The organism is Methylosinus sp. H3A (assembly GCF_015709455.1).
In the GTDB taxonomy this organism is placed as follows: Bacteria; Pseudomonadota; Alphaproteobacteria; order Rhizobiales; family Beijerinckiaceae; genus Methylosinus.
This window is the reverse complement of sequence record NZ_JADNQW010000005.1, coordinates 2312333-2335717: the sequence shown is the minus strand read 5'-3', so window position 1 is coordinate 2335717 and position 23385 is coordinate 2312333. Positions and strand designations below refer to the sequence as shown.

Here is a 23385-nt window from a genome sequence, read left to right as displayed (position 1 = left end):
TTCGACGCGAACGGGGCGTCGCCCTCGCTAGACGATCTAGCGCACATTGGAGCGGGCCGGAACCCGGGAGCGGGCCGGAACCCGCTCGCGCGACAGCGAGAGGCCGCCTGTCGGTTCGCCGACCTCATTGGAGCACATCGGACAATGACCAGCGCCACACTTCTCTCGGACCGGGGCGTCGTCGAGGTCGCCGGCGCCGACGCCGCCAAATTTCTGCACGGCATTCTCACGCAGGACGTGAAGTCGATCGCCGCCGGCGATCTGCGCTTTGCGGCGCTGCTCACGCCGCAGGGCAAGATCATCGTCGATTTCTTCATCTTCGCCAGAGCGGGCGAGGAGGGGCTGGTCCTGCTGCTGGACTGCGCCTCCGATATGATCGAGACGCTGCTCGACCGGCTGAAATTCTACAAGCTGCGCGCCGCGGTGACGCTGACCGACCGCAGCGCCGATTACGCCAGCGTCGCCTTCCCGGAGGCGAGCGCCAAGCCCGAGCTCGACGCCATCGCCCTCGCGGCCGACCCACGCTCGGCCAATCTCGGCTGGCGCGGCCTCGTCACACGGGAGATCGCCGCGACCATCGCCACAGCGCCGCGCGCCGCCTATGACGCCAAGCGCATCGCCGCCGCCGCGCCCGAGGGCGGAGTCGATTTCGTCTATGGCGACGCCTTCCCGCATGAGGCCAATATGGATCGTCTCGCCGGCGTCGACTTCAAAAAGGGCTGCTTCCTCGGCCAGGAGGTGGTTTCGCGCATGAAGCATCGCGGACCCGTGCGCAAACGCGTCGCCACCTTCCACGCCGAGGGCGCAGCGCCGTCGCCAGGCACGACGATCAAGGCCGGCGAGGTGGAGATCGGCGTCACCGGCTCGGCCGTCGGCGGCGAAGGGCTGGCGCTGATCCGGCTCGACAGGCTGGCCGACGCCAAGGCCGGCGGCGCGACCCCGCTCGCCGGCGGCGTGCCGTTGGAATTCACCGTGGTGGAAGGCTGAGCGGCAATTCCACCCTCCCCTTCAGGGGGTGGAAACGCCTTTCCGGCATCGGATCGTCGCGCGGCGGTCAGGCTGCGACCTGCCGCTTCTTGAGCGCCACATAGCCGAAACGTCCGCCGACGCCCGCAACCAGCAGGCCGAAGAAGACGTAGGCATAGAGTTCCGTATTGTCGATGAGCCCCACGGTGAAATGGTGGCGGCCGACATAGTCCTTCGCGCTGTCGTCGCTCGAGAGCCGCGCATAGAGCGCATATTTGCCCGGCGTCCGGATATCGACGTCGAAATTCACCATGCCGTTGCGAAACTTCTGCAACGGCAGGCGCAGCACCGTGTCGCTCTCGGCCGGCTCGCCATCGCCGTCGACGTCGCGGACGACGCGAATATCCCAATTCATCTCACGCAATTCTGCGTCTGGGGCGTCCAGCGCGATCACCGTCGCGCCCGTGTCCGGCAGCACGTCGCAGACGCGGTCGATGTTCTTCTTAGGCTGCATGGCGACGAATTTCATCGCCTTGTCGGCGCCGAGCGCGACAGGGCATTCGGGATCATAATAATGCCAGCCCGCGGCTCGCGCGGCGGAGGCGGAAAGAGCGGCGCCGACGAGGGTGAGCGCGGCGGCGAGACGCAGACGAGGCGAGACCAATTTCCCTATACTCCCCGAGACTTCCGATCTGCGGCGAAACTGCAATTTTTTATGGGATTTTGCAATTCACTCGATGAGCCGCGCCAGGCCGCCAAAGCGAAGCTCGCGCAAGCTGCTCGCCGGCCGATTCCCTCCGGGCGCGAAACAGGCTAGTGTCGCACGCGTTGCGTCCTTTTCTGTCGAGCCCGAGCCACGGCATGTCGCTTCCCAATGAATATCTGATCGATCGCCGCCGCCTTCGCCGCAAGCTCGGCTATTGGCGCATTCTGGCCGTCGTCGCGGTCGCCCTCGCCGGACTCGCGGCTTTTGCGCGATTTGGCGACGGCGGGCCCGGCCCCGCCGCCAAGCTCTCCCCTCATATCGCCCGCCTCTCGATCGGCGGCATCATCACCGGGGACAAAGCGACGCTCGATCTCATCAAATCGATCGGCGAATCACATGCGAGCGCCGTGCTGGTGAATATCGACAGCCCCGGCGGCACGACGACCGGCTCCGAGAAGCTCCACGACGAGCTGCGCCGCCTCGCCGAGAAAAAGCCCATGGTCGCCGTCGTCGGCACGATCGCGGCGTCCGGCGCCTATATCGCCGCCATCGCCTCCGACGAGATTTTCGCGCAGGGCAATTCGCTCGTCGGCTCGATCGGCGTGCTGTTCCAATTTCCCAATGTTTCCCGGCTTCTCGATACGGTGGGCGTGAAGGTGGAGGAGGTGAAATCCTCACCCTTGAAGGCGGCGCCCAATGGCCTAGAGCCGACGAGCGACGCGGCGCGCGAGGCGATCGCCGCGCTCGTCGCCGATTCCTACGACTGGTTCAAGAAGCTGGTGAAGGACCGCCGCAAGCTGGACGACGAGGAGCTCGCCAGAGTCGTCGACGGCCGCGTCTTTACCGGACGCCAGGGCCTGCCGCTGAAGCTCGTCGACCAGCTCGGCGGCGAGCGCGAGGCGATCGAATGGCTGGAGACGAACAAGGGCGTCGCCAAAAAGCTGCCGGTGCGCGACTGGAAAGACAAGAGCACGCTGGAGAAATTCGGCCTCGTCGATTCGATGGCGTCCATTGCGCGGACGCTCGGGCTTTCGGCGTTCGCCGCCGCGTTGGAGCGGGCGGGCGTCGTCGCTCAGCAGGGGCTGCTTGACGGTATGGTCGCGATTTGGCACGCTCCCATGCCCGATTGAGGCTCCGATCGATGCGGTCAAGTCGGTAAAAACTGGAACGTCGCATGATCAAATCCGAACTCATTCAAAGAATCGCCGCCCGCAACGGGCATCTCTATCAACGCGACGTCGAGACGATCGTCAGCACGATCCTCGACGAGATCACGCTGGCGCTCGCGCGCGGCGACAGGGTCGAGCTGCGCGGCTTCGGCGCCTTCTCCGTGAAGCGGCGAGAGGCGCGCACCGGCCGCAATCCGCGCACCGGCGAGCAAGTGTCCGTCGACGAGAAATCCGTGCCCTTTTTCAAGACCGGCAAGGAAATGCGCGAACGGCTGAACGAGGCCGACCACGGCTGACCAGCCGCAGGGGCGTCCCGGCGGAATTGGGTGGGCGGAATTGGGAAGGTGACATGAGATCGGTTCTGCGCATCCTCGTCTTTGTTCCGCTGGGGCTCGTATTCTTATATTTCGCCGTGGCCAATCGCGGGCCGGTGAAGATTTTCCTCGACCCGTTTCCGGGCGCCGGCGAGAGCGGCCCGTCATTCGAGGCGCCGCTCTATCTCGTGGTGCTGGCGGCGATCGCGCTGGGCGTCGTCGCAGGCGGCCTGTCGTCCTGGGTGGCGCATGGCCGCTATCGCCGCGCCGCCAAGGCCGCGCGCGCCGACGCAAAAAAGGCGCGTTCCGAGGCGGACCAGCTGCGCGGCCAGGCGCTGGCGAGCCTTTCGCCGGCCCCCGGAGCGTCGAACCGCGCCTTGCGCAACGACCTGGGATGAAAAGAGCCATCGCGCTTGAAAAACCCATTCGGCGCCGCTAAGAGGAACGCCTCGACGACGAGGCCCTCGAGCCTGCGTCCTCGCCGCGACAGCTCGGTAGGTGGAGCACATTTTCGCAATTGGCGGCTCAGCCGCTGAAAGCGACGCTCTATCGAAGCTCTGGCGCAGGCGAGCGCAAGTGAGTAAGGGATTGTTCGGGCGCGAGCCTGAAAGAGTATGCCGCTTTAGCTCAGCTGGTAGAGCACATCATTCGTAATGATGGGGTCGGGGGTTCGAATCCCTCAAGCGGCACCACATCTCTCCAGCGAGATGACGCGCGCCACTCCACAAGAGGCAGAGCTGCGCCGCCGCCGAACTCGGCTCGCCGCGGTCGCTGGCGCAATCGACCAAACAGCAATATCGCGAATTATAGAGCCCGATGCTCCGAGGCGCGCCGTGCTCGTATATTTCGCCGATCGAACTCATATTGGCGAATGTCGAGATTGTCCGACAAAATGTCGCGCAGCCAATCGACGACGCGCTTCCGCGGGTCTATTCGCACGCGCAGAGGAAGACTGTTGATGAAGAGTCCCAGCGTCGCCTCGGCGCCGTCGAGATCTGTCGGTCGACCGGAGACCGTGACGCCGAAAACGACCTCGTCCACGCCGGCCGCCCGGCCGAGCGTGAGAGCAAGCGCTCCCTGGACAAAAGTATTCAGCGTCAGTCGATTGCGCTGAACGAGAGCTTTGGCGCGATCATAGACATCGTCGGGAAGATCGAGGACCATATCCTCGACCTGCGAGACGAGGTCATTCTGCGACCGTTTCACGCCTATGAGCGGCGTCGTCTCGGCGAATCCATCCAGATAATTGCGCCAAAATTTTTCCGCGGCGTCCAGCCACTTTGCTTCGATCCATTCGATGTAACACCGGAATTGCGGCGCGGCCGGCAGATCGAGGCGCTCGCCTCTCGACGCCGTCGCGTAGTGCCGACGAACATCGAGGATCAGCTGCGACGTATACCAGTCGTCGAGAATGATGTGTTGAAAACTCCGCACGCAGATACGATGCTCCGCAACGAGACGCGCAACAAGACGGCGCTATGGCGCGTCGCCAATTCTTGGAGTTGGTCAGACCGTCCTGCCGTCCAATCGACGAGCCGAAGGCCAGAGACCTCGGCCTCGATGACACACAGAGACTCTCCGAACGTCGGCCAAGTTTGGCGTCTCGACAAGTCCTCGGCTCGAAGGGAGACGGGCTTGCGACGCGCGGCGGCGGCCCATGGCGGAGCATTTTGTCCAGGCTTCATCGGCCGCCCCTTTCCACAACGCTTCGAAATCCCCACTCTCGACGCATCGGCGCGCCGAACGCGCAAAGGCGTATCGGTTTCGCCGGCGCCTCGTCTCTCGAGAAAGATTCGCCCGAGAGCGACACGACATTCTTTCCGATCGGACTCTCGGTCTTCGCCGATAAGACGTGCGAGCCCCTTTGAAAGCGCCACGAAAATTCACGAATGCGGGATTCTTTTCGATTGACGCCTGAATGGACTCGCAATGCGGGCTCGCTGCGGAAGAAGCGCCGCTTTATGACCTCGGCGCCTTTTTGGCGCCTGACGATGTGCTGACGCGCATTCAAGGGCCCGATGCGGGAACAGCGCCCATCTTCGGTAGCGCTATCGTCGCGCCGACCGTCATCCGGCGCGGATCGAGGCCGGGATTGGCTTTCACCAAGTCACGCCACTTGCCGGCGTCGCCATAGTGGCGTAGCGCGATGCGCGCCAATGTGTCGCCTGCGACGATGCGATAGGAGCTCGTCGCATCTGCGGCGGCCCTTTCTGGAGCGGCCTGTAGAGGTTGCGCTTGCTGCAGCGTCGCTTCTTTCGGCGCGATCGACGGCCTCTCCGGCTCCGCCGTCGCCATGGCGGGCGGCGTCGACATCGTCGGCATGGACATCAGGAGCTGCATTCCGACGAACATATAGCCCATCGAAGCCGCCATCACGGTCATGCAGAAATTCTCGACGAGCGGCGATCGACGTTCGAAGCCCGCGATGGCGAGCGACCCGCCGCCGCCGGAAACGACGGCGCCGACGCGCGCGAGGCTCTGCGCGCTGCACAGGCCCAAGGGCCAGGCGATCGCCTCCAGCGCGAAATAAACGGCGAGGCCATAGCTGACCCAAGGCTTCCAGTAATTCATCGGCGCCCACATGTAGATCATCGCGCCTTGTTGGATCAGCGCCAGCGCCCATAGGAAGTCGAAAGAGCCGTGTCGGAGAAGTTGATATGCGATCAAGACGAGGATCGCAGCGGCGATCGCGACATAGAGCGCCGTCCAGACGGACGACGACACCAAGTCCCAGCCAAAAGCGGAGGCGCCGAACATGTAGACCATGCCGATCGCCATCGCGATATGGGTGGAATGGAACCAGCGGCACTCCCGGCACCCCTGAGCGATATGCCGGCAATGAAAAGCCAAGACCGCGGCGAGCGCCACGATCCACACCGCCGAGAAGGGCGCGCTGAGCAAACCTGAAGCCGCATACATGGAACGAAGACTCCGCCGCAAAGTCGGTCGTCTCATTCAGATAGGGGCGATCCGAAGGCTCGCGAGTCGATTCGCGGTCGAAAGACAGATTCTGTCGGCGGATGCGCCGCGAGACGCCGACCGGCGAAGGTAGAGCGCCACTATTTCCAACACGAATCGAAACTGCCGCGTTCTTGCTTCTACGCTCGTTCATCAGCGATCGAACGGCCTCCTGCTGGGCCGATCACGGAAGTTCGACACTCCATTGAACGTCAGCTCTCGACGTGGGACGCGCTCGCCATCCTCGAGCTCGGCGCGGGGTCACTTATCGCGCTCTATCGGGCAAACGCGAGGCGCCAGGGCAAACGGGTGAAGGCGAACTTCAAATATCGATTTTTTCGGGCGCCGTCTCGAGAAGGCCGCCTTGCGCCGGCGCCCTATGCGGCAGGCCGAGATGGTCGAGAAAACCGTCGACCATGCGCGACGTCGAGAAACGCGCGGCCAAGCGGCGCGCATTTCCGGCGAGCTCCGCATGCAATGCGTCGTCGGTCAGCAGGCGCTCGAGCTGCCGCGCGAGATCCCCGCTGTCCCAGCACCGAAAGATCAATCCGCCCGCTTCGTCGTCGCCCTCGACCACCTCGGCGACGCCGCCATAATCCGGCACGACGGCAGGAGCGCCAAAGCTCATCGCCTCGGCGACGACCAGCCCGAAGGGCTCGCCATTGATGGAGGGGCAGGCGACGCAACGGCAATGCGCGAACAGAGCGTCCCGCGTCGCGACCGAGACGGCGCCCGAATGATGGACATAGAGGCCGAGATGCGTGACGATATCCTTGATCGCAGTCCGATAGGCGAGGCCCTTCGCCGTCGCGCCGCAGACGACGAGCTGGAAGCGAACGCCGCGGGCGACGAGCATCTTCGTCGCATAGAGAAGCAGATCGATTCCCTTCTCGCTCTCTTGGCGACCGACGAAAGCGAGAATGGGAAGATCGCGCCGCAGGCGCGGAAAAGTCGCCGTCAGTATGGAAAAATCGGGAGCCGCCGTTTCGCTCGGCAGATCGATCCCGCAATAGAGGATCTCGAGGCGAGAGCCGTCCAGGCCGAGATCCTCGACGAGACGCGTCGCATAGCTGCGACTGAGAACGAGCGCCGGCCAGCGCGCCTTTCGCACGGCCTCGTCGACGCGGCGGCGATAGACATCCGCCACACCGCACGCCTCGGCGAGGCTGGCGAATTCCTCGTCGCCCTGGAAGGTCACCAGATAGTCGAATTTCTTTCGCGCGTGCTTTTGTGCTTCGAGCGCCAGCGCGCCGATCGAGCCGAAACTCATTTTGACATGCGTGACGCCGTCCGCTTCGACGAAGCGCGCCAGCCGCTTGGCCAAAGCGACGTCGGTCCTCTCGTAGCAATAGAGCGAGCGCACCAGATTGCGCATGAGATTTTCGACGAAGCCAGGCACGCCCTGAGCGACCGCTCGCCGTAATTTGCGCGGCAGGCGAAAGGCGATGCGCCCGATGACCCGATCCATGAACTCCGAGGGGCGCGCGAATTGATAACGCGGGCCGTGGCAGAGCATTCTCTGCGCGACGCCGTCGGCGACGAGCTCGGGCGTCTCCTCGAGCATCCAATAGACGACGACCTCGTAGCCGCGGCGTCGCAGCGCATTGGCGAGGGTGACGTCATGGACCGTCGAGCCGAGATACGACCCGCTCCCGATGGTGACGATTGCGAATTTGGGACATGACGTCACGGGCGCGGCGACCTTTCCTCGATTGAAATTATCGAATCGACCGGGCGACGCCTCGCTGCGGCGCGCAATCGAGCGACGGTCTCCGTCACCCGCACCGCATCATCATCATTATCGGAAACCGCGATGTGCGCCAAGTCACAGTGTTTTCGCGGAAATATGCTGCATGGTCCGGCTCGGCGAGCGGGCGATCGCGTCCCCGACGAAAGGGGCGCGCGAACCGCGGATCGGCTTCGGCGAGCAATTCCGCCTTGTGCCGTAAAGGGATGGCGCAGAGCTTGCTATTGAAGCGAAGCGCTCGTGAACGAGGGCGAGATCGATTTGAAACGACGAATATCGTGAATGAATCGCTGACATTGCGACGGCGCGACGAAGCGCAGACTGCTCGCCGACATCTCGAAGCCGCGCATTCGACCAAATTGCCCGGTTTCTGAGTGCGGCGCACAATTTAGGCGCCGCTTTCCGGGACGTGACAAGTAACAACTTGATAAATTAAAGGATTTTGCACCCTTTGAAACGGGGATGTTGCGTCTGCGGACGCGAATGGGCGGGGCTGAAAAATGGAGCGAGTCGCGGCTGTTTCTCCCAGCCGATACATGGACGCCGGGATTGTGGTCGCGGCCAGCCGGGCCGGCGGCACGGGGCTTCTCGATATCGGAATGGACGCCGATCTCGAAAAACTCAATGCGGCGCTGGCGCATATTCGCGGCAAGGCGGCGGCCGGCGGATGGGGCTTGCGCTGGGACGCGCAATTTTCGAGCGTGACGAGTGTCGTCGAGCTCGAGCGGCTCGTCGACGGCCGCATCGACGTTCTGATCGTCGCCGGAATCCAGCGCGAGGATGCAGCGGCGATCCGCGAGAGCGCCGGCAGATTCGTCCGCTTCGTCGCTCTCGAGGTCCATGATCTCGAGAGCGCGCTCGCAGCGCAGGACGCGGGCTATGACGGCGTCGTCGTCAAGGGGAACGAGACCGGCGGCCGGATCGGCAAATCCTCTTCTTTCATCCTCTTGCAGGAATTCTCGGGCGCTCTTCGCATCCCTTTCTGGATTCAGGGCGGCATAGGTCCGCGCAGCGCCGCGGCGGCGACCCTCGCCGGCGCGGCGGGCGTGGTGCTCGCCGAGCAGCTCTGGCTCACCGAGGAAGGGCCCTATGGGGCGCCGGCTCTCGCCGCCTCGTGGAGCCGGCTCGACGGCGGCGAGACGGTCGTCGTCGGCGAGCGTTCGACCATGGCGCGTCTGTCGAGCCGACACGGCCGCCAGAAGCTGCGCGCATTGGAACGCGCCGTCGCGGCGGGCGAGGACTGGCCGGCGCTGCTGCGCCGATCATTGCAGGACGACGACGATCCGGTCGCGCTCTTGGGTCAGGATATCGCTTTCGCCGGCGCCTTCGCGCGCCGCTGGGGCACGACCGGGCGCGCCGTCGCCGCCATCGCCGAAGCGCTGGAGAGCGGCGCGCCGTCGGGCCTCGACGATCTTCTGAGCGAGGGCTCCGATCTCGCGACGATTCATGGCGTGCGCTATCCGATCGTGCAAGGGCCGATGACGCGCGTCAGCGATGTCGCGCCTTTCGCGCGCGCCGTCGCGGACGGCGGCGCGCTACCCTTTCTCGCTCTGTCGGTTCTGCGCGGGCCGCAGGCGCACGCGCTGCTCTCGCAGACGAAGGCGATCATGGGCGAGAAGCCTTGGGGCGTCGGCATGCTGGGCTTCGCGCCATTGGAGCTGCGCCAGGAGCAGATCGACGCCATTTCCGAGGCGAAGCCGCCTTTCGCGATCATCGCCGGCGGGCGTCCGAGCCAGGCGCGCGAGCTCGAGGCGCTCGGCGTCTCGACCTATCTGCATGTGCCCTCTCCCGGCCTGCTCGAGGGCTTTTTGAAGGAAGGCGCGCGAAAATTCATTTTCGAGGGCGGCGAATGCGGCGGCCATACCGGCCCGCGCGCGAGCTTCGTCCTTTGGGAGTCCGCGATCGAGATTCTGGCCGACGTCAAAATCGCCGATCCGCGCTCCGTTCAAATCCTCTTCGCCGGCGGCGTGCATGACGCGCTCTCGGCGGCGATGGTCGCGCGCCTCGCCGCGCCGCTCGCGGCGCGCGGCATGAAGATCGGCGTGCTGATGGGCACCGCCTATCTCTTCACCCATGAGGCGGTGAGCGCCGGCGCTATTCTCGAGGAGTTCCAGCATCAGGCGCTGCGCTGCGACGAGACGGCGCTGCTGCAATCGGGCGTCGGCATCTACACACGCTGCGCGCGAACGAGCTTCTGCGGCGAATTCGACGAAACGCGCCGGCGCCTCATTCGCGAGGAGAAATCGGACGAGCAGATATTGATGACGCTGGAGCTGCTCAATGTCGGTCGCCTGCGCATCGCCTCCAAGGGCCTCGCGCATAAGGGTGAGCGGACGGGCCTCGACGAATCCGGCCGCTATATCGAGCTCGACGTCGAGGCGCAGCGTCGCGACGGCCTCTATATGATGGGCGAGGTCGCACGTCTGCGCCGCGCCACGCTCGGCGTCGCCGAGCTGCATGAAGAAGTCTCGCGCGGCGCCGCCGAGCTGCTCGCGAAGCATCGCGCCGCCGCCGAGCCCGCGCGCGTGGCGAAAGAAAAGGGCGAGGACATCGCCATCGTCGGCATGGCCTGCGTCATGCCCGGCGCGGAGGACGCGCGCGCCTTCTGGCGCAATATCGTGCAATCGATCTGCATGTTCCGCGAAGTCTCCGAGGATCGTTGGCGGCCGAGCGATTTCTTCGACACGGCCCGCGCGCCGGATCGCATCTATTCGAAATGGGGCGCCTTCCTCGACGAGATCGCCTTCGATCCGACCGCCTATGGCATTCCGCCGGCGAGCCTGCCCTCGATCGAGCCGGTGCAGCTATTGGCGCTGCATGTCGCGACGAAAGCGCTCGCCGACGCCGGCTTCGATCGCCGGCCTTTCCCCAAGGACCGCACCGCGACGATCTTCGCCAGCGGCGCGATGAACGAGCTCGGAACACTCTATGTCTTCCGCACGCTGCTCTCGCATTACCTGCCGAAGGTCGCCGGACTCTCCGAGGAGACGCGCGCGCACATCGTCTCCTCGCTCTATGGAAGCCAGCTCCCGCAATGGACGCCGGATTCCTTCCCCGGCTTTCTCGCCAATGTGGCGGCGGGCCGCGTCTCCAACCGCCTCGATCTGCGCGGCGCCAATTTCACCGTCGACGCGGCCTGCTCCTCCTCGCTCGCCGCGCTCGACGCCGGCATTCGCGAGCTGCAGTCGCATGACGCCGATGTGGCTCTGATCGGCGGCATAGACGGCGCCAATGGCTGCATGGCCTTCATGTCCTTCGCCCAGACTCATGCGCTGTCGCCGACGGGCGTCTGCCGCCCCTTCTCCGATACGGCGGACGGCATCGTGCTCGGCGAAGGCGTCGCGGCGATCGTGTTGAAACGCCTTTCCGACGCGGAGCGCGACGGCGACCGCATCTATGCGGTGGTCAAGGGCGTCGGCAGCTCGAGCGACGGCCGCAATCGCAGCCTCACCGCGCCGGACAATAGAGGCCAGGCGCTGGCGCTTCAGCGCGCCTATGAGAAAGCCGGCGTCGATCCCGCGAGCGTCGCGCTCATCGAGGCGCATGGCACCGGCACGGTCGTCGGCGACAAATGCGAGATCAAGTCGATGACTCAGGTCTTCGGCGAGGCCGGCGCGGAGCGCCAGTCCTGCGCGGTCGGCTCGGTGAAATCGATGATCGGCCACACCAAAGTGACGGCCGGCCTCGCAGCTTTGGTGAAAGCGTCGCTGGCGCTGAAGCATCGCGTGCTGCCGCCGACGCTCGGCGTCGACAAGCCCAGCTCGCGCGTCGATTTCGCGCAGACGCCCTTCTACGTCAATACGCGCGCGCGGCCCTGGTTCGCGCGCTCGCCGGACGAGCCGCGGCGCTGCGGCGTCAGCGCCTTCGGTTTCGGCGGCACCAATTTCCACGCCGTCCTCGAGGAATATGCCGGCGGCTACCGCGAAAGCGACGTCGAGAATTTCACGCCGCGCGCCGCCGAGCTCATCGTGGTGACGCGCGCCGACGGCGCCGAGGTCGAGCGCGCGGCGCAGAGTCTTTTGGCCTCGCTCGTCCATCCAGACCTTCTCTCGCTCGGGCAGCTCGCCTATTCGCTGCATCTCGACGAGCAAGCGCTCCGCCTGCCCGCCGGCGAGCCGGTGAGCCGGCTGGCGATCGTCGCGACCTCGGTCGAAGACCTGAAATCCAAGCTCGAATTCTTCCTGCGCCAGGGCAAAGGCAAGCGCACGATCAAGGCGCCGCAGGGAATCTATTTCCACGATCGCGGCGCGGAAGAGGCCGGCGGCGGCGTCTGCATGCTGTTCCCCGGACAGGGCTCGCAGAAGCTCGACATGCTGAGCGATCTCGTCCTGTCGCGGCCATCGAGCTTTGGCCTCTTCGAGCGCGCGGACTCGGCTTTTGCGGGCGAGCTGCCGCAGCCCCTCTCCCGATACATCTACCCGCTCCCGAGCTTCACCGAGGAGGAGCGAGAGCGTCGCAAGGCGGAGCTCGACGACACGCGCATCGCGCAGCCGGCGCTCGGTCTCGCCGATCTCACCGCCTATGACATTCTCGCCGAATTCGGCCTCGCGCCGGATTTCGTCGCCGGCCACTCCTACGGCGAATATGTCGCGCTCTGCGTCGCCGGCGCGATCTCGCGCGACGATCTGCTGCGCCTGTCGCAGATCCGCGGCCTGCTGTCCGCCGAGGCCGCCGCGGCGGATGGCGGCACGATGGCCGCCATCGCCGCAGACGAGGCGCGCGTCGCGCAAGCGATCCGCGCGCTCGGCCTCGAGGTCGCGATCGCCAATCTCAACGCGCCCGATCAGACGATCGTCGCCGGCGGCGGCGCGGCGATCGACAGAGCGGTCGAAGCCTTCCGCGAGCAGGGTCTGCGCGCCAAGCGCCTGCCGGTGACCGCGGCCTTTCATTGCGCCGCGATGGCGCCGGCGCAGGCGCGCCTCGCCGCGCAATTGTCGAAAATCGCCTTCGCCGCGCCGAAGCTGCCCGTCTACAGCAATACCACCGCTTCTCCCTATCCGAGCGAGGCGCCGGAGATAGAGGCGCTGCTCGCGCGCCATATCGCCGAGCCATTGCGCTTCGTCGAGGAGATCGAGCGCCTCTACGAGGCCGGCGCGCGCGTCTTCATCGAAGCGGGCCCCGGAATGACGCTGAGCGGCCTCGTCGACCGCATTCTCGGCAAGCGTCCGCATGCGACGCTCGCCGTCGACGCGCCGGAGCGTCCGGGATGGCTGCAATTTGGCCATTTGCTCGCCCAGGCGATCACGCTCGGCCTGCCGGTGGACGTAGCGCAATGGTTTCGTCATCGGGGCTTCGCGGAGATCCGTCTCGACGCTCTGTTCGAAAAGGCCGAGGCCGCCGCCAATCCGCCGGCCTCCGTCTGGCGCGTCAGCGGCGGCAAGGCGGTCCCTTGGCGCCGACCCGCTTCGACGGCGGAGAAAGAGCCAGCGCCGGAGCCGATCCGCATTCCGAGCGAGAAGCCGCCGGCGCCCGTCGCCGTCAATGGCGCGAGCGGGCCCAAAAAGCCGACCGAGCCGAATGGCGTCGCAGCGACGCCGATCCTGCATCGAAGGAGAGAGACCGTGAATGAAGGCGAGCCGAAATCCGGCGATCCCGCGCCCGCTGCGGCGCGTCCACGAGGCTCGCCGCTGACGCAGATGCGCAGCGAGTTGACGCAGCTCATCGAATTGCAGCGCGAGCAGCAGGTGACGCTGCAACGCTACATCGCGCTGCAGGAGCGGCTCCTCTCCGGCGCCGACGCCGGCTCCGCGTCTTACGTCGAGCAAGCGCCAGAGCTCGCCCGGTTCGAAGCGCCGCAGCGCGCCGAGCCCATCGCGCCGGCGCCGACCGCGCCGCATCGGCTGCTGACGCCGAGCGTGCCGGTTCCCGTGCTGCCAGAGGCGGTTTTCGCCGCGGTCGATGGAGCGGCGATCCGCCCCGCCACGCCCGCCGCCGAAGCGCCGCCGCGCGCCAATGGCGCTGCGGCTCTAAAGGCAGAGGGCGCGCCGACCGAAATGCCGCCGACCGCGCAATTCAAGGCCGAGCTTCTCGCGACCATGATCGAGCGCACCGGCTATTCTGCGGAAATGCTCGATTTCGACGCGCATATGGAGGCCGATCTCGGCGTCGACTCGATCAAGCGAATCGAGATTTTCAATCAGCTCAAGGATCGCTTTCCCTTCATGGAGGGGCAGGACGAAGAGACGATCTTCGACGAGCTCGCAGGCCTCAAGACATTGAACGCCGTCGTCGAATGGTACGACGGTCTGCAGGCGCGCCGCGCCGGGACCGAAGGGACCGACCCGGCAAAAAAATCCCCGGCTCCGTCGTCTCTGTCCCCGCTGGGGACGGTGGAGTCCAATAGTCGGTCAGCGGGTTCCGAAGAAACGCTTCGCTATGTGCTCAGCCCCCTCCCCGCGCCGCGCGCCGCGCGGGCGTCGGAAATGGACGGCTATCCTTATGAGCGCGTGATCCTCGTCGTCGGCGAGGCGACGCCTGTCGCCGAGGCGCTCGACGCGGCGCTGAAGGCGCGCGGCTATCAGGTCTGGCGGGCGCTGCCTGGCGACCAGACGACGACGCTTGCGACGGATGCGATGACGATCGACTTCGCCGATCCAGAAGGGGTGAAGGCGCTGGCGACGCGTCTCGCCGAGGGCCGCCATCGCGTCGGCGCGCTGTTCAACCTCGCCGGGCTCGACGCCGAGTGCGTGGACGATCGGCGCCGGCTCGACTGCGCGCGCAATCTGTTTCAGCTGCTCAAGACTTTCGAAGGCGATTTGAAGGACAGCGCGGGCCGCGGCGGCGGCTGGCTCGTCAATGTGACGGCGCTCGACGGTCAATTCGGCCTGCGACGACAGCAAAGGTTTTCCGCTGCTGTGGCGGGCTCGCTCGGCGTCGCCAAATCCGCCGCGCAGGAATGGCGGGATTTGCGCGTGCGCTGCATCGACGTCGATCCGCATCTCGCGGCGGACAAGATCGCGCGAGAACTGATGATCGAGGCCGGCCTGCGCGCCTCGCCGCTCGAGATCGGCCTCACCGAGGACGGGCGCTGGACGCTCGATCTCGCCCAGGCGAGCGCCGCGGCGGCCGAGATCGAGAGCCTGCGTCTCGATCCCGAGGCCGTCGTTCTCGCGACCGGCGGCGCCTATGGCATCACCGCCGATATAGCGAGAGCAGTCGCCTCCGCCTATCGTCCGCGGCTCGTCCTCGTCGGACGCAGCCCTGCGCCGGCGGCGGAGCCCGAGGAGACGCGGCGACTTTCCGCGAGCGAGCTGAAAGAGTTTCTGATCGGCAGGCTGCGCGCCGAGAATCCGAAGGTCAAGCCGGTCGAGATCGAGCGCGTCTGGAAGCGCATGCTGAAGGATCGCCAGATCCTCGCCAATCTCGAGGCGATGACGTCTGCCGGCGCGCGCGTCGAATATCATTCACTCGACATCACCGACGCCGACGCCTTCGGCCGGCTCATCGATGACGTGTACGCGCGCTTCGGCCGCATAGACGGCGTGCTGCATGGCGCCGGCGTGCTCGACGATCGCCTCATCCGCGACAAGACGCTCGACTCCTTCGATCGCGTCTTCGCGACCAAGGCGACGCCGGCCTTCACGCTGATCGAGAAGCTGCGTCCCGAAGGGCTGCGGTTCCTGCTGTTCTTCTCGTCGATCGCGGGGCGTTTCGGCAACGCCGGCCAGAGCGACTATAGCGCGGCCAATGAGGTGCTGAACAAGCTCGCCTCGCGGCTGAGCCTCGAATGGCCGAAAACGCATGTCGTCGCGATCAATTGGGGGCCGTGGAACGGCGGCATGGTCACCGACGAATTGCGCCGGCTCTACGAGTCCAAGGACATTCGCACGCTCGAGATCGAGCAGGGTCGGCAGGAATGCCTGGACGAGCTGGCGCGCGGCGCAACCGGAAATCCGGAGATCGTCGTCGCGGCGAGCATGCAGAAAATAGCGCAATTGGCGCTGCGCCAGTAAGGCGTCGAAGCGGGCGGGTCGAAGAGGGGGTTGAGAAATGTCTTTTGCACTTACCGAGCGCTTGACGCGCGCCAGCGTTAAAAATGCTTGTTGTCTCACCGATTTCGTTCCGGTGCGCATGGCCGATCCGACGCCGCAGGGGCTGACGCTGGAGCTCAGCGCCTATGGATTCGCGCGCGCCTTCTGCTCGCGCAACGGCCTTACCGACAAAGAGGCGTTTTTCGCCAAGCATCAGGAGATCAGGCAGAAATTCTCGAACTACGGCCTGTCTCCCGCTGTCGTGAAAGCGCGACAGCTCGTCTTTTTTCCGCGCCTCAAGGACATCGTCTTCGCCGACGGGGAATTCTCCGTCAACGAGCCGGAAGAAGAATATATGCGGCTCTTCGACAATTACCGCGATCTCAATCCGAAGGATTTGAAGGCGCGGCACGAGAGCTACGCCCACGTCGCGGATGATTGCCTCGAGAAAATGTACGCCGACGCTTTCGAGGCGCCCGACGATCTCATCCATGTCACCTGCTCGGGCTATCTCGCGCCGAGCCCGGTCGAGCGCATGACCGCGAAAAAGGGCTGGCTGCGCACGACCGTCACGCATAGCTATCATATGGGCTGCTACGGCGCCTTTCCGGCCATACGCATGGCACATGGATTTCTCGCCTCCTCTCATATGGGCGTCACGCCGCCCAAGGAGCGCGTCGATATCGTGCATACGGAGATTCTCTCCGCGCATCGCGACGCCGAGGAGCTCACCGCGCAGAACATCATCACCATGACGCTGTTCGCGGACGGCTTCATCAAATATTCGGCCGTCACCGAGGATTATCTGAGGAACCAAGGTCTCTCCGGCCTCAAAGTGCTCGCCTATAATGAGCATCTCCTTCCCGACTCCGCCGACGACATGACCTGGGTACCGGGTCCGACGCGCTTCCATATGAGCCTGTCGATCATGGTGCCGGTGGTCATCAAGGCCGCGGTCAAAGGCTTCGTCGAGGATCTTCTCCAACGCGCCGGGCTCGATTTCGAGCGTGAGCGCAGCCGGCTCTATTTCGCCATTCATCCCGGCGGACCCAAGATCGTCGAGCATATCCAGTCCGAGCTGAAGCTCGACGACGATCAAGTGGCGATGAGCAAGAATGTGTTCTTCGAGAATGGCAATATGTCCTCGGCCACCGTGCCGCATATTCTGAAGGCGATCGTCGAGGAGCGCTCCATTCCCACCGGCGCGCATGTCGTGGCGCTGGGCTTTGGCCCCGGTCTCACTGCGACCGGCCTCGTGCTCGAGAAGATCTGAGCGCGCGCATGGACGCCGTGCTCGAAGCTCAGGATCGGATCGTATCGAGACGCGGCGGCGCGCTGCCTTTCGTCGGCCGCGTCATCGCCGCGACGCCCGGCGAGAGCGTCCTCGTCGAGCGCGTCCTCCATCTCGACGAGGACCTCTATCTCGCCGACCACGCCTTTGTTCACGCGCCCGGCGTCAAGCCGCTCTCGGCCTGCCTGCCCGTGCTGCCGATGACGATGAGCATAGAGGCGATGGCGGAGGTCGCCGCCTGTGTCGTTCCGGGACAGGGGCTCATCGGCGTCGAGGAGATCAAGGCGACGAGATGGATCGATCTCGTCGATGTCGAGGCCACGATTCTGACGATCGAAGCCCGTCTCGACCGCTATGACCCGCAGCGCGAGGCCACATTCGTGCGCGCCGCCATTCGCGCGGAAGGTCAGAGCGGGCCGTCGATCGAGGCGACGCTGCTGTTCGGCCGCCATTATCTGTTGGAGCTGTTCCCGGATTTCGGCGCGCTCGACGCGGGAACGGCGCTCAGGATCGACGCCGCGAGCCTCTACGCCGAGCGGCATTTGTTCCATGGGCCGGCCTTCCGCTGCCTCTTCGGCGAGGTTTTCGTCGAGGATCAGCGCATCGCCGGCCATTTGCGTGTCCCGTCGCCCACCGACCTGTTTCGCTCCACAGTGGAGCCTCAGCTACTGCTGCAGCCCTGCGTGCTGGACGCGATCTGCCAAATGGTCGGCGTCTATGCGATGCAGCGCGATCGCTATGCTTTTCCCGTGGGGCTCGGCAAGCTCGAGCTCTACCGACCGACGCCGCCGGCGGGAACCGTCGCGCCCGTACGCATCGAGCTGCGGAAAACGGACGGCAAGACCATTCACGCCGATGTCGAGGCCGAGGATGGCGAGGGCGGCGTCTGGATGCGTATCGCAGATCTGCGCTGCTGGAAATTCCAATGGGAGCGGCGGCTGGTCGATCATCGCCGCGCGCCCGGACAGTTTCTGCTCGGCCGCCCGGCGCCCGTCGACAATTCGGCCACCGGCCCTCTGGCGCTCCTGCTCGCCGAGCCCGATCTCGGCAAATTCGATCCGCGAATGCTCGCGCGCGATTGTCTCGGCCTCGAGGAGGCCGCCGTCTATGAGAGTTACGCCCGCTTTCCGGCGCGCCAGCGTCAATGGCTGCTCGGCCGCACGGTCGCCAAGGATTGCGTCCGGCGCTGGATCAGCGACCGTACGGGGGCCGAAATGGCGCATCCGGCCGCGATCGTCATCCGATCCGACCCGGCCGGCCGCCCCTATGTCGCCGGCGAAGACGGGCGCGAGGCCCTGCCCCATGTCAGCATCGCCCATTGCGAGGATCGGGCGATCGCCGCCGCCCATAGCGGGCGCGTCGGCGTCGACATAGAGCGGATCGCCGATCGGGACGACGGATTTCTCGCCGCTGTCGCCGGCCCTGACGAGCGAGAGAAGGTGAAGGCGCTCGGGAGGGCACGCCGCGCCGAATGGATCACCCGGCTCTGGGGAGCGAAGGAGGCGGTTGGAAAGCTGCTCGGCTCCGGCGTCGACGGAAGGCTGAAATCGCTCGAAGCGGTCGATTTTTCGCCAGAGGGGAGCGTTCGAATCCAGGATCGGGCAACCATGTTCGTCTATGCTGTCGAGACTATAGAAAGCGAGGGCTTTATAATAGCTTGTGCGACGGAGGACGCCCCTCTTCCGCCCCGAGGCGAGGAATGCGCCTCGGCTTGAGTATTTTCCGAGGGCGCCGCAATGTCCCCTAGGGGCGGCTGGCGGCGAGGTGGAAAGGGTCGATGTGTCCGGCGATACCCTATTTGCGTTGAAAAGTCGGGCCGAGAGCGCCTCGGCCGCCGCGTCGAAAGGCGCGCGCATGACTTTGCTCATCGCATGGCGAAATCTCGTCCACGACCGCATCCGCTTCGCGATCACCCTCACCGGCATCGCATTCTCGACGATATTGATGGGCATTCAGCTCGGCATGCTGCTGAATTTCGTCCATACGATCTCGACCGTCGTCGATCACGCGGGCGCCGACCTCTGGATCACGGCGGAAGGCGTGCCCAGCGTCGATCTCGCGACGCCTCTGCAGGAGCGGCGGCGCTTTCAGGCGATGTCGGTCGAGGGGGTCGCGGCCGCCGAGCCCTATATGCTCCATTTCGGCTTTTTGAAGCGCCCGGACGGCGTTCGGCAAATCGTCATCGTCATCGGCATCGATCCCGATGCGACGATGGGCCTGCCCTTCGCCATGGTCGAGGGGCCGAGCGCGAAAGAGGCGCTGGCGGAGCCGGACGGCGCCGTGATCGATCGCCTCTACGCCGATAAGCTCGGCATTCGCACGCTCGGCGAGACAGTCGAGATCAACAGCCACAGAATTCGCGTGGTCGGCTTCACGGACGGCATAAGGACCTTCACCCAGGCGCCTTATGTCTTCATGTCGCTGGCCAAGGCGCGATCCTTCTTCTATGCGCCGGACAATGACATCGCCTATGTGCTGGTGCGCGTCGCCGAGGGCCATAAGCCCGAGGCCGTGGCCGAGGCGCTCGCCGCGCGCATGTCGGAGGTCGAAGTGCTGACGGCGGGACAGCTCGCCTGGCGCAGCCAATATTATTGGCTCGTGACCACCGGCGCCGGCATCACGCTGGTCAGCTCGACTCTTCTGGCGCTGCTCGTCGGCGTCGTCATCGTCGCGCAGACTCTCTACGCCAGCACGATGGATCGCCTGCCCGAATATGCGGTCATTCGCGCCATGGGCGGCCCGCGCTCCTATCTCTACCGCATCATCGTGCAGCAGGCCGTGCTCGGCGGCGTTTTCGGCGCGGCGATCGGTCTCGGTGTCATCGGGGTCGTCGTGATCTTCACCCGCCATCTCAGCTCGGCGCCCGAAGTGCCGCTCTGGCTCGCCTTCGGCATCGTCGTGGCGACGATGCTGATGTGCGTCGCCGCCTCGATCGGCTCGCTCGGCAAGGTGATGACGATCGATCCGGTGAAGGTGTTCCGATGACGCAGCCCATTTTGAGCGCGCGCGGCCTCGTTCACAATTTCGGCGAAGGGCCGAGCGCCGTCCAGGTTCTGAGGAATATCGACATCGATATTCTTCCGGGCGAGGTTCTGCTGCTCGTCGGGCCCTCCGGCAGCGGCAAGACGACGCTCGTCCATATACTCGGCCATCTGCTGCGCCCGACAGCGGGCGCGATCACCATTTGCGGCAAGTCGACCGAATCCCTCGATGAAGATCGGCTGGCGGCGCTGCGCCTTCAACACTTCGGCTTCATCTTTCAGGCGCATAATCTGTTCCCTATGCTGACGGCGACGGAGAATGTGATGGTCGCGCTCGATCTCATGGGCGTCGAGAAGGATGTTGCGCGCGTCCGGGCGCATGAGCTGCTCGACAGCGTCGGCCTCGGACATCGCATCGACGCTTTTCCCGCAGAGCTCAGCATCGGACAGAAGCAGCGCGTGGCGATCGCCCGCGCGCTCGCCGCCGATCCGGAAATTCTCATCGCCGACGAGCCCACCGCCGCGCTCGATTCCGAGAATGGTCTGAAAGCGATGGAGCTGCTGCAGGCGCTCGCGCGCCACAGCCGCCGGGCCGTCGTCATCGTCACGCATGATTTTCGTATTTTTCAGTTCGCCAACCGAGTTCTGCATTTGGAGGACGGCCGTATCGTCGACAAGCCTCCGGAGTCGTCCCACACATTCGGCGCAGGGAGCGCGTGATGAAATTCGATCGGCCGTCGCTGGCCATTCTCCTCGTCGGCTTCGCCGCCGCATCATCCACGATGAGCAGCCGAGCCGAGCAGGCTCTTTCCTCGAGCGCCAAGCTCGTCTCGCAACATCGCGTCGCCGCCGCGCCCGGCGTCGTCGAGCCGAACAGCAAGGAGCGTGAGATCTCCGCGCAGATCGTCGGCGTCATCAAGGAATTCAAGGTCGAGGAAAACGACGAAGTGACGGCGGGACAGATCATCGCCGTCATCGACAACGCCGAGCAGAGCGCGCGCGTCGCCTCCGCCCAGGCGCAGCTCGCGCTCCGCCAGGCCGAGCTCGACCGAATCCTGCACGGCGCGCGCGTCGAGGAGCTGCGCGAGGCCAAGGCGGCGCTCTCCGAGGCCGATGCGGGGCTCAAATATGCGCGCCGCGATTATGAGCGCAGGCTCCCGCTCGCCAAGCGCGGGGTCTCGCCGCAAGCGATGCTCGATCAGGCGAAGGCCACGCTCGACGCCAATGAAGCGCGCCACACCGTCGCCGCCGAGCGGCTCGCGCAATTGGAGACGGGCGCCCGTCCCGAGGACATAGACGCAGCGCGCGCGCGGCTGCGGCTCGCCGATGCGGAGCTGGCCTCGGCGAAGGCGATGCTCGACAAGACCTTCATTCGCTCTCCGGTGGCGGGAACCGTCTTACGCCGCGCGCATGAAGTGGGAGAAACCGTCACCAATGTGCCGCCGACGGCGGTCGCCATCGTCGGCGATCTGCGCGGCCTCAAAGTGCGCGCCGAGGTGGACGAGACCGACATCGGCAAGGTGACGCCGGATCAGCGCGTCGAAGTGGTCAGCGACGCCTATCCGGGACGCAGGTTTCAGGGCCGGGTGAGCTGGGTGTCGTTCCGAATGGGCTCGAAATTCGTGCAGACGGGACGTCCGGCCGACCGCGTCGACACCAAGGTTCTGCAAGTTCTCATCGATCTCGACGAGGACGCCAAATTGCCGGTCGGGCTCAGAGTGGACGCCTATCTCTTCGGGGAGCTCGTCGCCGCCAAACCGGCTCGTTGAGGAAGCCGGTTCGTTGAGAGGGCGCATTTCGCGTCGTCGGGAAGACTGCCGATCAGGGCGTGTCGATGCCGAAGAATTTTCCGCGCACCTGCTCGAAGTGCAGCTCGGGATCATATTGCTCGGCGTCGAGATTCAGCGCCTGTCGGCTCAACCTGCCGATCGCCGAGAGCGCGGCGTAAGAGGCGACGACGACGTCATGCTGTGAGACGACCGTGTTCACCCGCGCATGGAGCAGGCTCTGCTGCGCGTTCAGAACATCCAGCGTCGTGCGCAGGCCGACCTTCGCCTCCTCGCGCACGCCGTTCAGCGCCAGTTCAGCCGCTTTCACCGTGGCGCGGTCGGACTTCATCTGCAGCTTGGCCGCCTCCAGCGAGGCGTAGCTGCCGACGACATTGGCGCGCGCATCGCCCATCTGCGAATCCACGCCGAAGCGGGCTTGGCCCACCTGCTCCTTCGCTTGCCGAATCGAGGCGAAATCGCCGCCGCCCTGATAGAGCGGAACGCGGAAGTTCACATTGACGCCATAGCTGAACTGCCGCCAACCGGGCAGACCGAAGATGAAATCATTCTGCTGCGAGAGCTGGCCGTTCACGGAAGCCGAGGGGAGGAGATCGGCCTCCGCCGCATGCACGGCGAACTGCGCCACATCGACCTGATGATGCGCCGCCTCGACGCCGGGATGCCCCGCGGTGGCGATGGCGACCGCCTCTTCGACGCTGCGTGGCAGCAGCTTCTCGACCGAGCCCGCCGGCTGCAGCCGCTTGGGCTCCTCGCCGACGATGCGATGATAGGTGGCGGCGCTCTTCTTCAGCCGCGCCTGCGCGCCATAGAGATCGGAGCGCGCCTGCGACAAGGCCGCATCCGCCTGGGCGACGTCGGTCTCGGTCAGATAGCCGGCCGCCGCGCTGTCCTGCGTGTTGCGCAATTGCAGCTCGAGCACGCGAATATTGTTCTGGCGCAGAGACAAGATCGCCGTGTCGCGCAACACGTCCATATAGGCGGTCGCGGCGTTCAGCAGGATCGCCTGCTCCGTCAGTCGCAGATTGGCGCGCGCCGAGAGGACCGTCGATTCCGCCTTCTTCACATTGTTGAAGGTGCGGCCACCGTCGAAAATCGTCTGCGAGACATTGACGGACACGGCCTGCGGATTGCTGTTGCCGTCGTTATGAATGTAGATTCGCTCATGCGTGAAGGGCAGTCGAATCGTCGGCACGAGCAGATCGGTCCGTTGAGCGCCGAGCCCCGCGATCACAGAGGCGTTGGGCCGCAGCCCGCTCCAGGCCTTGGCGACGCTCTCGTCATGGACGCGCACGCCGGCGCGCTGCTGGTTGAGATCCGGATTATAGGCATAGGCGCTCGCCAGCGCCGATTGCAAAGTCTCGGCGCTGGCGGGCCGGAGTATCGCGCCGACCGCTGTCATGCCGAGGATCAAGCATGCATGTATTTTCATCCGAGGCAGCCGCCCTTCAGAGCGAGAGTTGCTAACGCGACATAAGCCTACTGCCCGGTGCAGC

15 protein-coding genes and 1 tRNA gene are annotated in these 23385 nt (G+C 65.4%); 11 read left to right on the top strand and 5 right to left on the bottom strand.

Features of this window, described 5'->3' with window-relative positions; translation table 11 throughout:
• Nucleotides 1-144: 144 nt before the first annotated feature.
• Nucleotides 145-987: a folate-binding protein YgfZ gene (locus IY145_RS13880; RefSeq protein WP_196408741.1), complete on the top strand. Its 843-nt coding sequence runs from the start codon at nucleotides 145-147 to the stop codon at nucleotides 985-987.
• 67 nt (nucleotides 988-1054) lie between these two features.
• On the opposite strand, the gene IY145_RS13875 is transcribed toward IY145_RS13880, so the two are convergent.
• Nucleotides 1055-1630: a hypothetical protein gene (locus IY145_RS13875; RefSeq protein WP_246722030.1), complete on the bottom strand. Its 576-nt coding sequence runs from the start codon at nucleotides 1628-1630 to the stop codon at nucleotides 1055-1057.
• A 197-nt stretch (nucleotides 1631-1827) separates the two neighbouring features.
• On the opposite strand from IY145_RS13875, the gene sppA reads away from it, so the two are divergent.
• The 4 genes from sppA (at nucleotide 1828) to IY145_RS13855 (ending at nucleotide 3847) form a co-directional block, all read left to right on the top strand.
• Nucleotides 1828-2802, top strand: coding sequence for a signal peptide peptidase SppA (sppA, locus tag IY145_RS13870; RefSeq protein ID WP_196408739.1), 975 nt, complete (start codon nucleotides 1828-1830; stop codon nucleotides 2800-2802).
• A gap of 44 nt (nucleotides 2803-2846) precedes the next feature.
• On the top strand, nucleotides 2847-3137 hold the full coding sequence (ihfB, locus tag IY145_RS13865; protein WP_196408738.1) for an integration host factor subunit beta: 291 nt from the start codon (nucleotides 2847-2849) through the stop codon (nucleotides 3135-3137).
• Between the two features lie 53 nt (nucleotides 3138-3190).
• Nucleotides 3191-3553, top strand: a complete 363-nt coding sequence (locus IY145_RS13860) for a lipopolysaccharide assembly protein LapA domain-containing protein (RefSeq protein ID WP_196408737.1) — start codon at nucleotides 3191-3193, stop codon at nucleotides 3551-3553.
• Nucleotides 3554-3771: 218 nt separating this feature from the next.
• A tRNA-Thr gene (locus IY145_RS13855) sits at nucleotides 3772-3847 on the top strand.
• 112 nt (nucleotides 3848-3959) lie between these two features.
• On the opposite strand, the gene IY145_RS13850 is transcribed toward IY145_RS13855, so the two are convergent.
• The 3 genes from IY145_RS13850 to IY145_RS13840 form a co-directional block, all read right to left on the bottom strand.
• Entirely contained in the window at nucleotides 3960-4595 is a 636-nt protein-coding gene (locus IY145_RS13850) for a condensation domain-containing protein (protein WP_312030635.1), read from the bottom strand.
• A gap of 567 nt (nucleotides 4596-5162) precedes the next feature.
• Nucleotides 5163-6074 carry a LysM peptidoglycan-binding domain-containing protein gene (locus IY145_RS13845; RefSeq protein ID WP_196408735.1) on the bottom strand — a complete coding sequence of 304 codons (912 nt, stop codon included), beginning with the start codon at nucleotides 6072-6074 and terminating at the stop codon, nucleotides 5163-5165.
• 361 nt (nucleotides 6075-6435) lie between these two features.
• Nucleotides 6436-7803, bottom strand: coding sequence for a glycosyltransferase family 4 protein (locus tag IY145_RS13840; protein WP_196408734.1), 1368 nt, complete (start codon nucleotides 7801-7803; stop codon nucleotides 6436-6438).
• 593 nt (nucleotides 7804-8396) lie between these two features.
• Between IY145_RS13840 and IY145_RS13835 the strand changes: the two genes are divergently transcribed.
• The 6 genes from IY145_RS13835 (at nucleotide 8397) to IY145_RS13810 (ending at nucleotide 21871) form a co-directional block, all read left to right on the top strand.
• A complete protein-coding gene (locus IY145_RS13835; protein ID WP_246722028.1) occupies nucleotides 8397-15812 on the top strand; it encodes a type I polyketide synthase in 7416 nt (2471 codons plus the stop codon).
• Nucleotides 15813-15849: 37 nt separating this feature from the next.
• On the top strand, nucleotides 15850-17103 hold the full coding sequence (locus IY145_RS13830; protein ID WP_196408732.1) for a 3-oxoacyl-[acyl-carrier-protein] synthase III C-terminal domain-containing protein: 1254 nt from the start codon (nucleotides 15850-15852) through the stop codon (nucleotides 17101-17103).
• 8 nt (nucleotides 17104-17111) lie between these two features.
• Nucleotides 17112-18836: a polyketide synthase dehydratase domain-containing protein gene (locus IY145_RS13825; RefSeq protein WP_196408731.1), complete on the top strand. Its 1725-nt coding sequence runs from the start codon at nucleotides 17112-17114 to the stop codon at nucleotides 18834-18836.
• 139 nt (nucleotides 18837-18975) lie between these two features.
• Nucleotides 18976-20106 carry an ABC transporter permease gene (locus tag IY145_RS13820; protein ID WP_196408730.1) on the top strand — a complete coding sequence of 377 codons (1131 nt, stop codon included), beginning with the start codon at nucleotides 18976-18978 and terminating at the stop codon, nucleotides 20104-20106.
• Complete coding sequence (locus IY145_RS13815; RefSeq protein ID WP_196408729.1) at nucleotides 20103-20822, top strand: ABC transporter ATP-binding protein; 720 nt, start codon at nucleotides 20103-20105, stop codon at nucleotides 20820-20822. Before IY145_RS13820 ends, IY145_RS13815 begins: the two co-directional genes overlap by 4 nt.
• The gene (locus tag IY145_RS13810) at nucleotides 20822-21871 is read left to right on the top strand and encodes an HlyD family secretion protein (RefSeq protein WP_196408728.1); all 1050 of its coding nucleotides are present in this window, start codon (nucleotides 20822-20824) and stop codon (nucleotides 21869-21871) included. Before IY145_RS13815 ends, IY145_RS13810 begins: the two co-directional genes overlap by 1 nt.
• Nucleotides 21872-21923: 52 nt before the next feature.
• On the opposite strand, the gene IY145_RS13805 is transcribed toward IY145_RS13810, so the two are convergent.
• The gene (locus IY145_RS13805; protein ID WP_246722026.1) at nucleotides 21924-23291 is read right to left on the bottom strand and encodes a TolC family outer membrane protein; all 1368 of its coding nucleotides are present in this window, start codon (nucleotides 23289-23291) and stop codon (nucleotides 21924-21926) included.
• Nucleotides 23292-23385: the final 94 nt, after the last annotated feature.

What these genes read in the sequence shown, in the direction of transcription:
- IY145_RS13825 (WP_196408731.1), top strand. Translation starts at nt 17,112, where the DNA reads ATGGACGCCGTGCTCGAAGCTCAGGATCGGATCGTATCGAGACGCGGC.
- IY145_RS13805 (WP_246722026.1), bottom strand. Translation starts at nt 23,291, where the DNA reads ATGACAGCGGTCGGCGCGATACTCCGGCCCGCCAGCGCCGAGACTTTG.
- IY145_RS13860 (WP_196408737.1), top strand. Translation starts at nt 3,191, where the DNA reads ATGAGATCGGTTCTGCGCATCCTCGTCTTTGTTCCGCTGGGGCTCGTA.
- ihfB (WP_196408738.1), top strand. Translation starts at nt 2,847, where the DNA reads ATGATCAAATCCGAACTCATTCAAAGAATCGCCGCCCGCAACGGGCAT.
- sppA (WP_196408739.1), top strand. Translation starts at nt 1,828, where the DNA reads ATGTCGCTTCCCAATGAATATCTGATCGATCGCCGCCGCCTTCGCCGC.
- IY145_RS13815 (WP_196408729.1), top strand. Translation starts at nt 20,103, where the DNA reads ATGACGCAGCCCATTTTGAGCGCGCGCGGCCTCGTTCACAATTTCGGC.
- IY145_RS13830 (WP_196408732.1), top strand. Translation starts at nt 15,850, where the DNA reads ATGTCTTTTGCACTTACCGAGCGCTTGACGCGCGCCAGCGTTAAAAAT.
- IY145_RS13845 (WP_196408735.1), bottom strand. Translation starts at nt 6,074, where the DNA reads ATGTATGCGGCTTCAGGTTTGCTCAGCGCGCCCTTCTCGGCGGTGTGG.
- IY145_RS13835 (WP_246722028.1), top strand. Translation starts at nt 8,397, where the DNA reads ATGGACGCCGGGATTGTGGTCGCGGCCAGCCGGGCCGGCGGCACGGGG.
- IY145_RS13810 (WP_196408728.1), top strand. Translation starts at nt 20,822, where the DNA reads ATGAAATTCGATCGGCCGTCGCTGGCCATTCTCCTCGTCGGCTTCGCC.
- IY145_RS13820 (WP_196408730.1), top strand. Translation starts at nt 18,976, where the DNA reads ATGACTTTGCTCATCGCATGGCGAAATCTCGTCCACGACCGCATCCGC.
- IY145_RS13880 (WP_196408741.1), top strand. Translation starts at nt 145, where the DNA reads ATGACCAGCGCCACACTTCTCTCGGACCGGGGCGTCGTCGAGGTCGCC.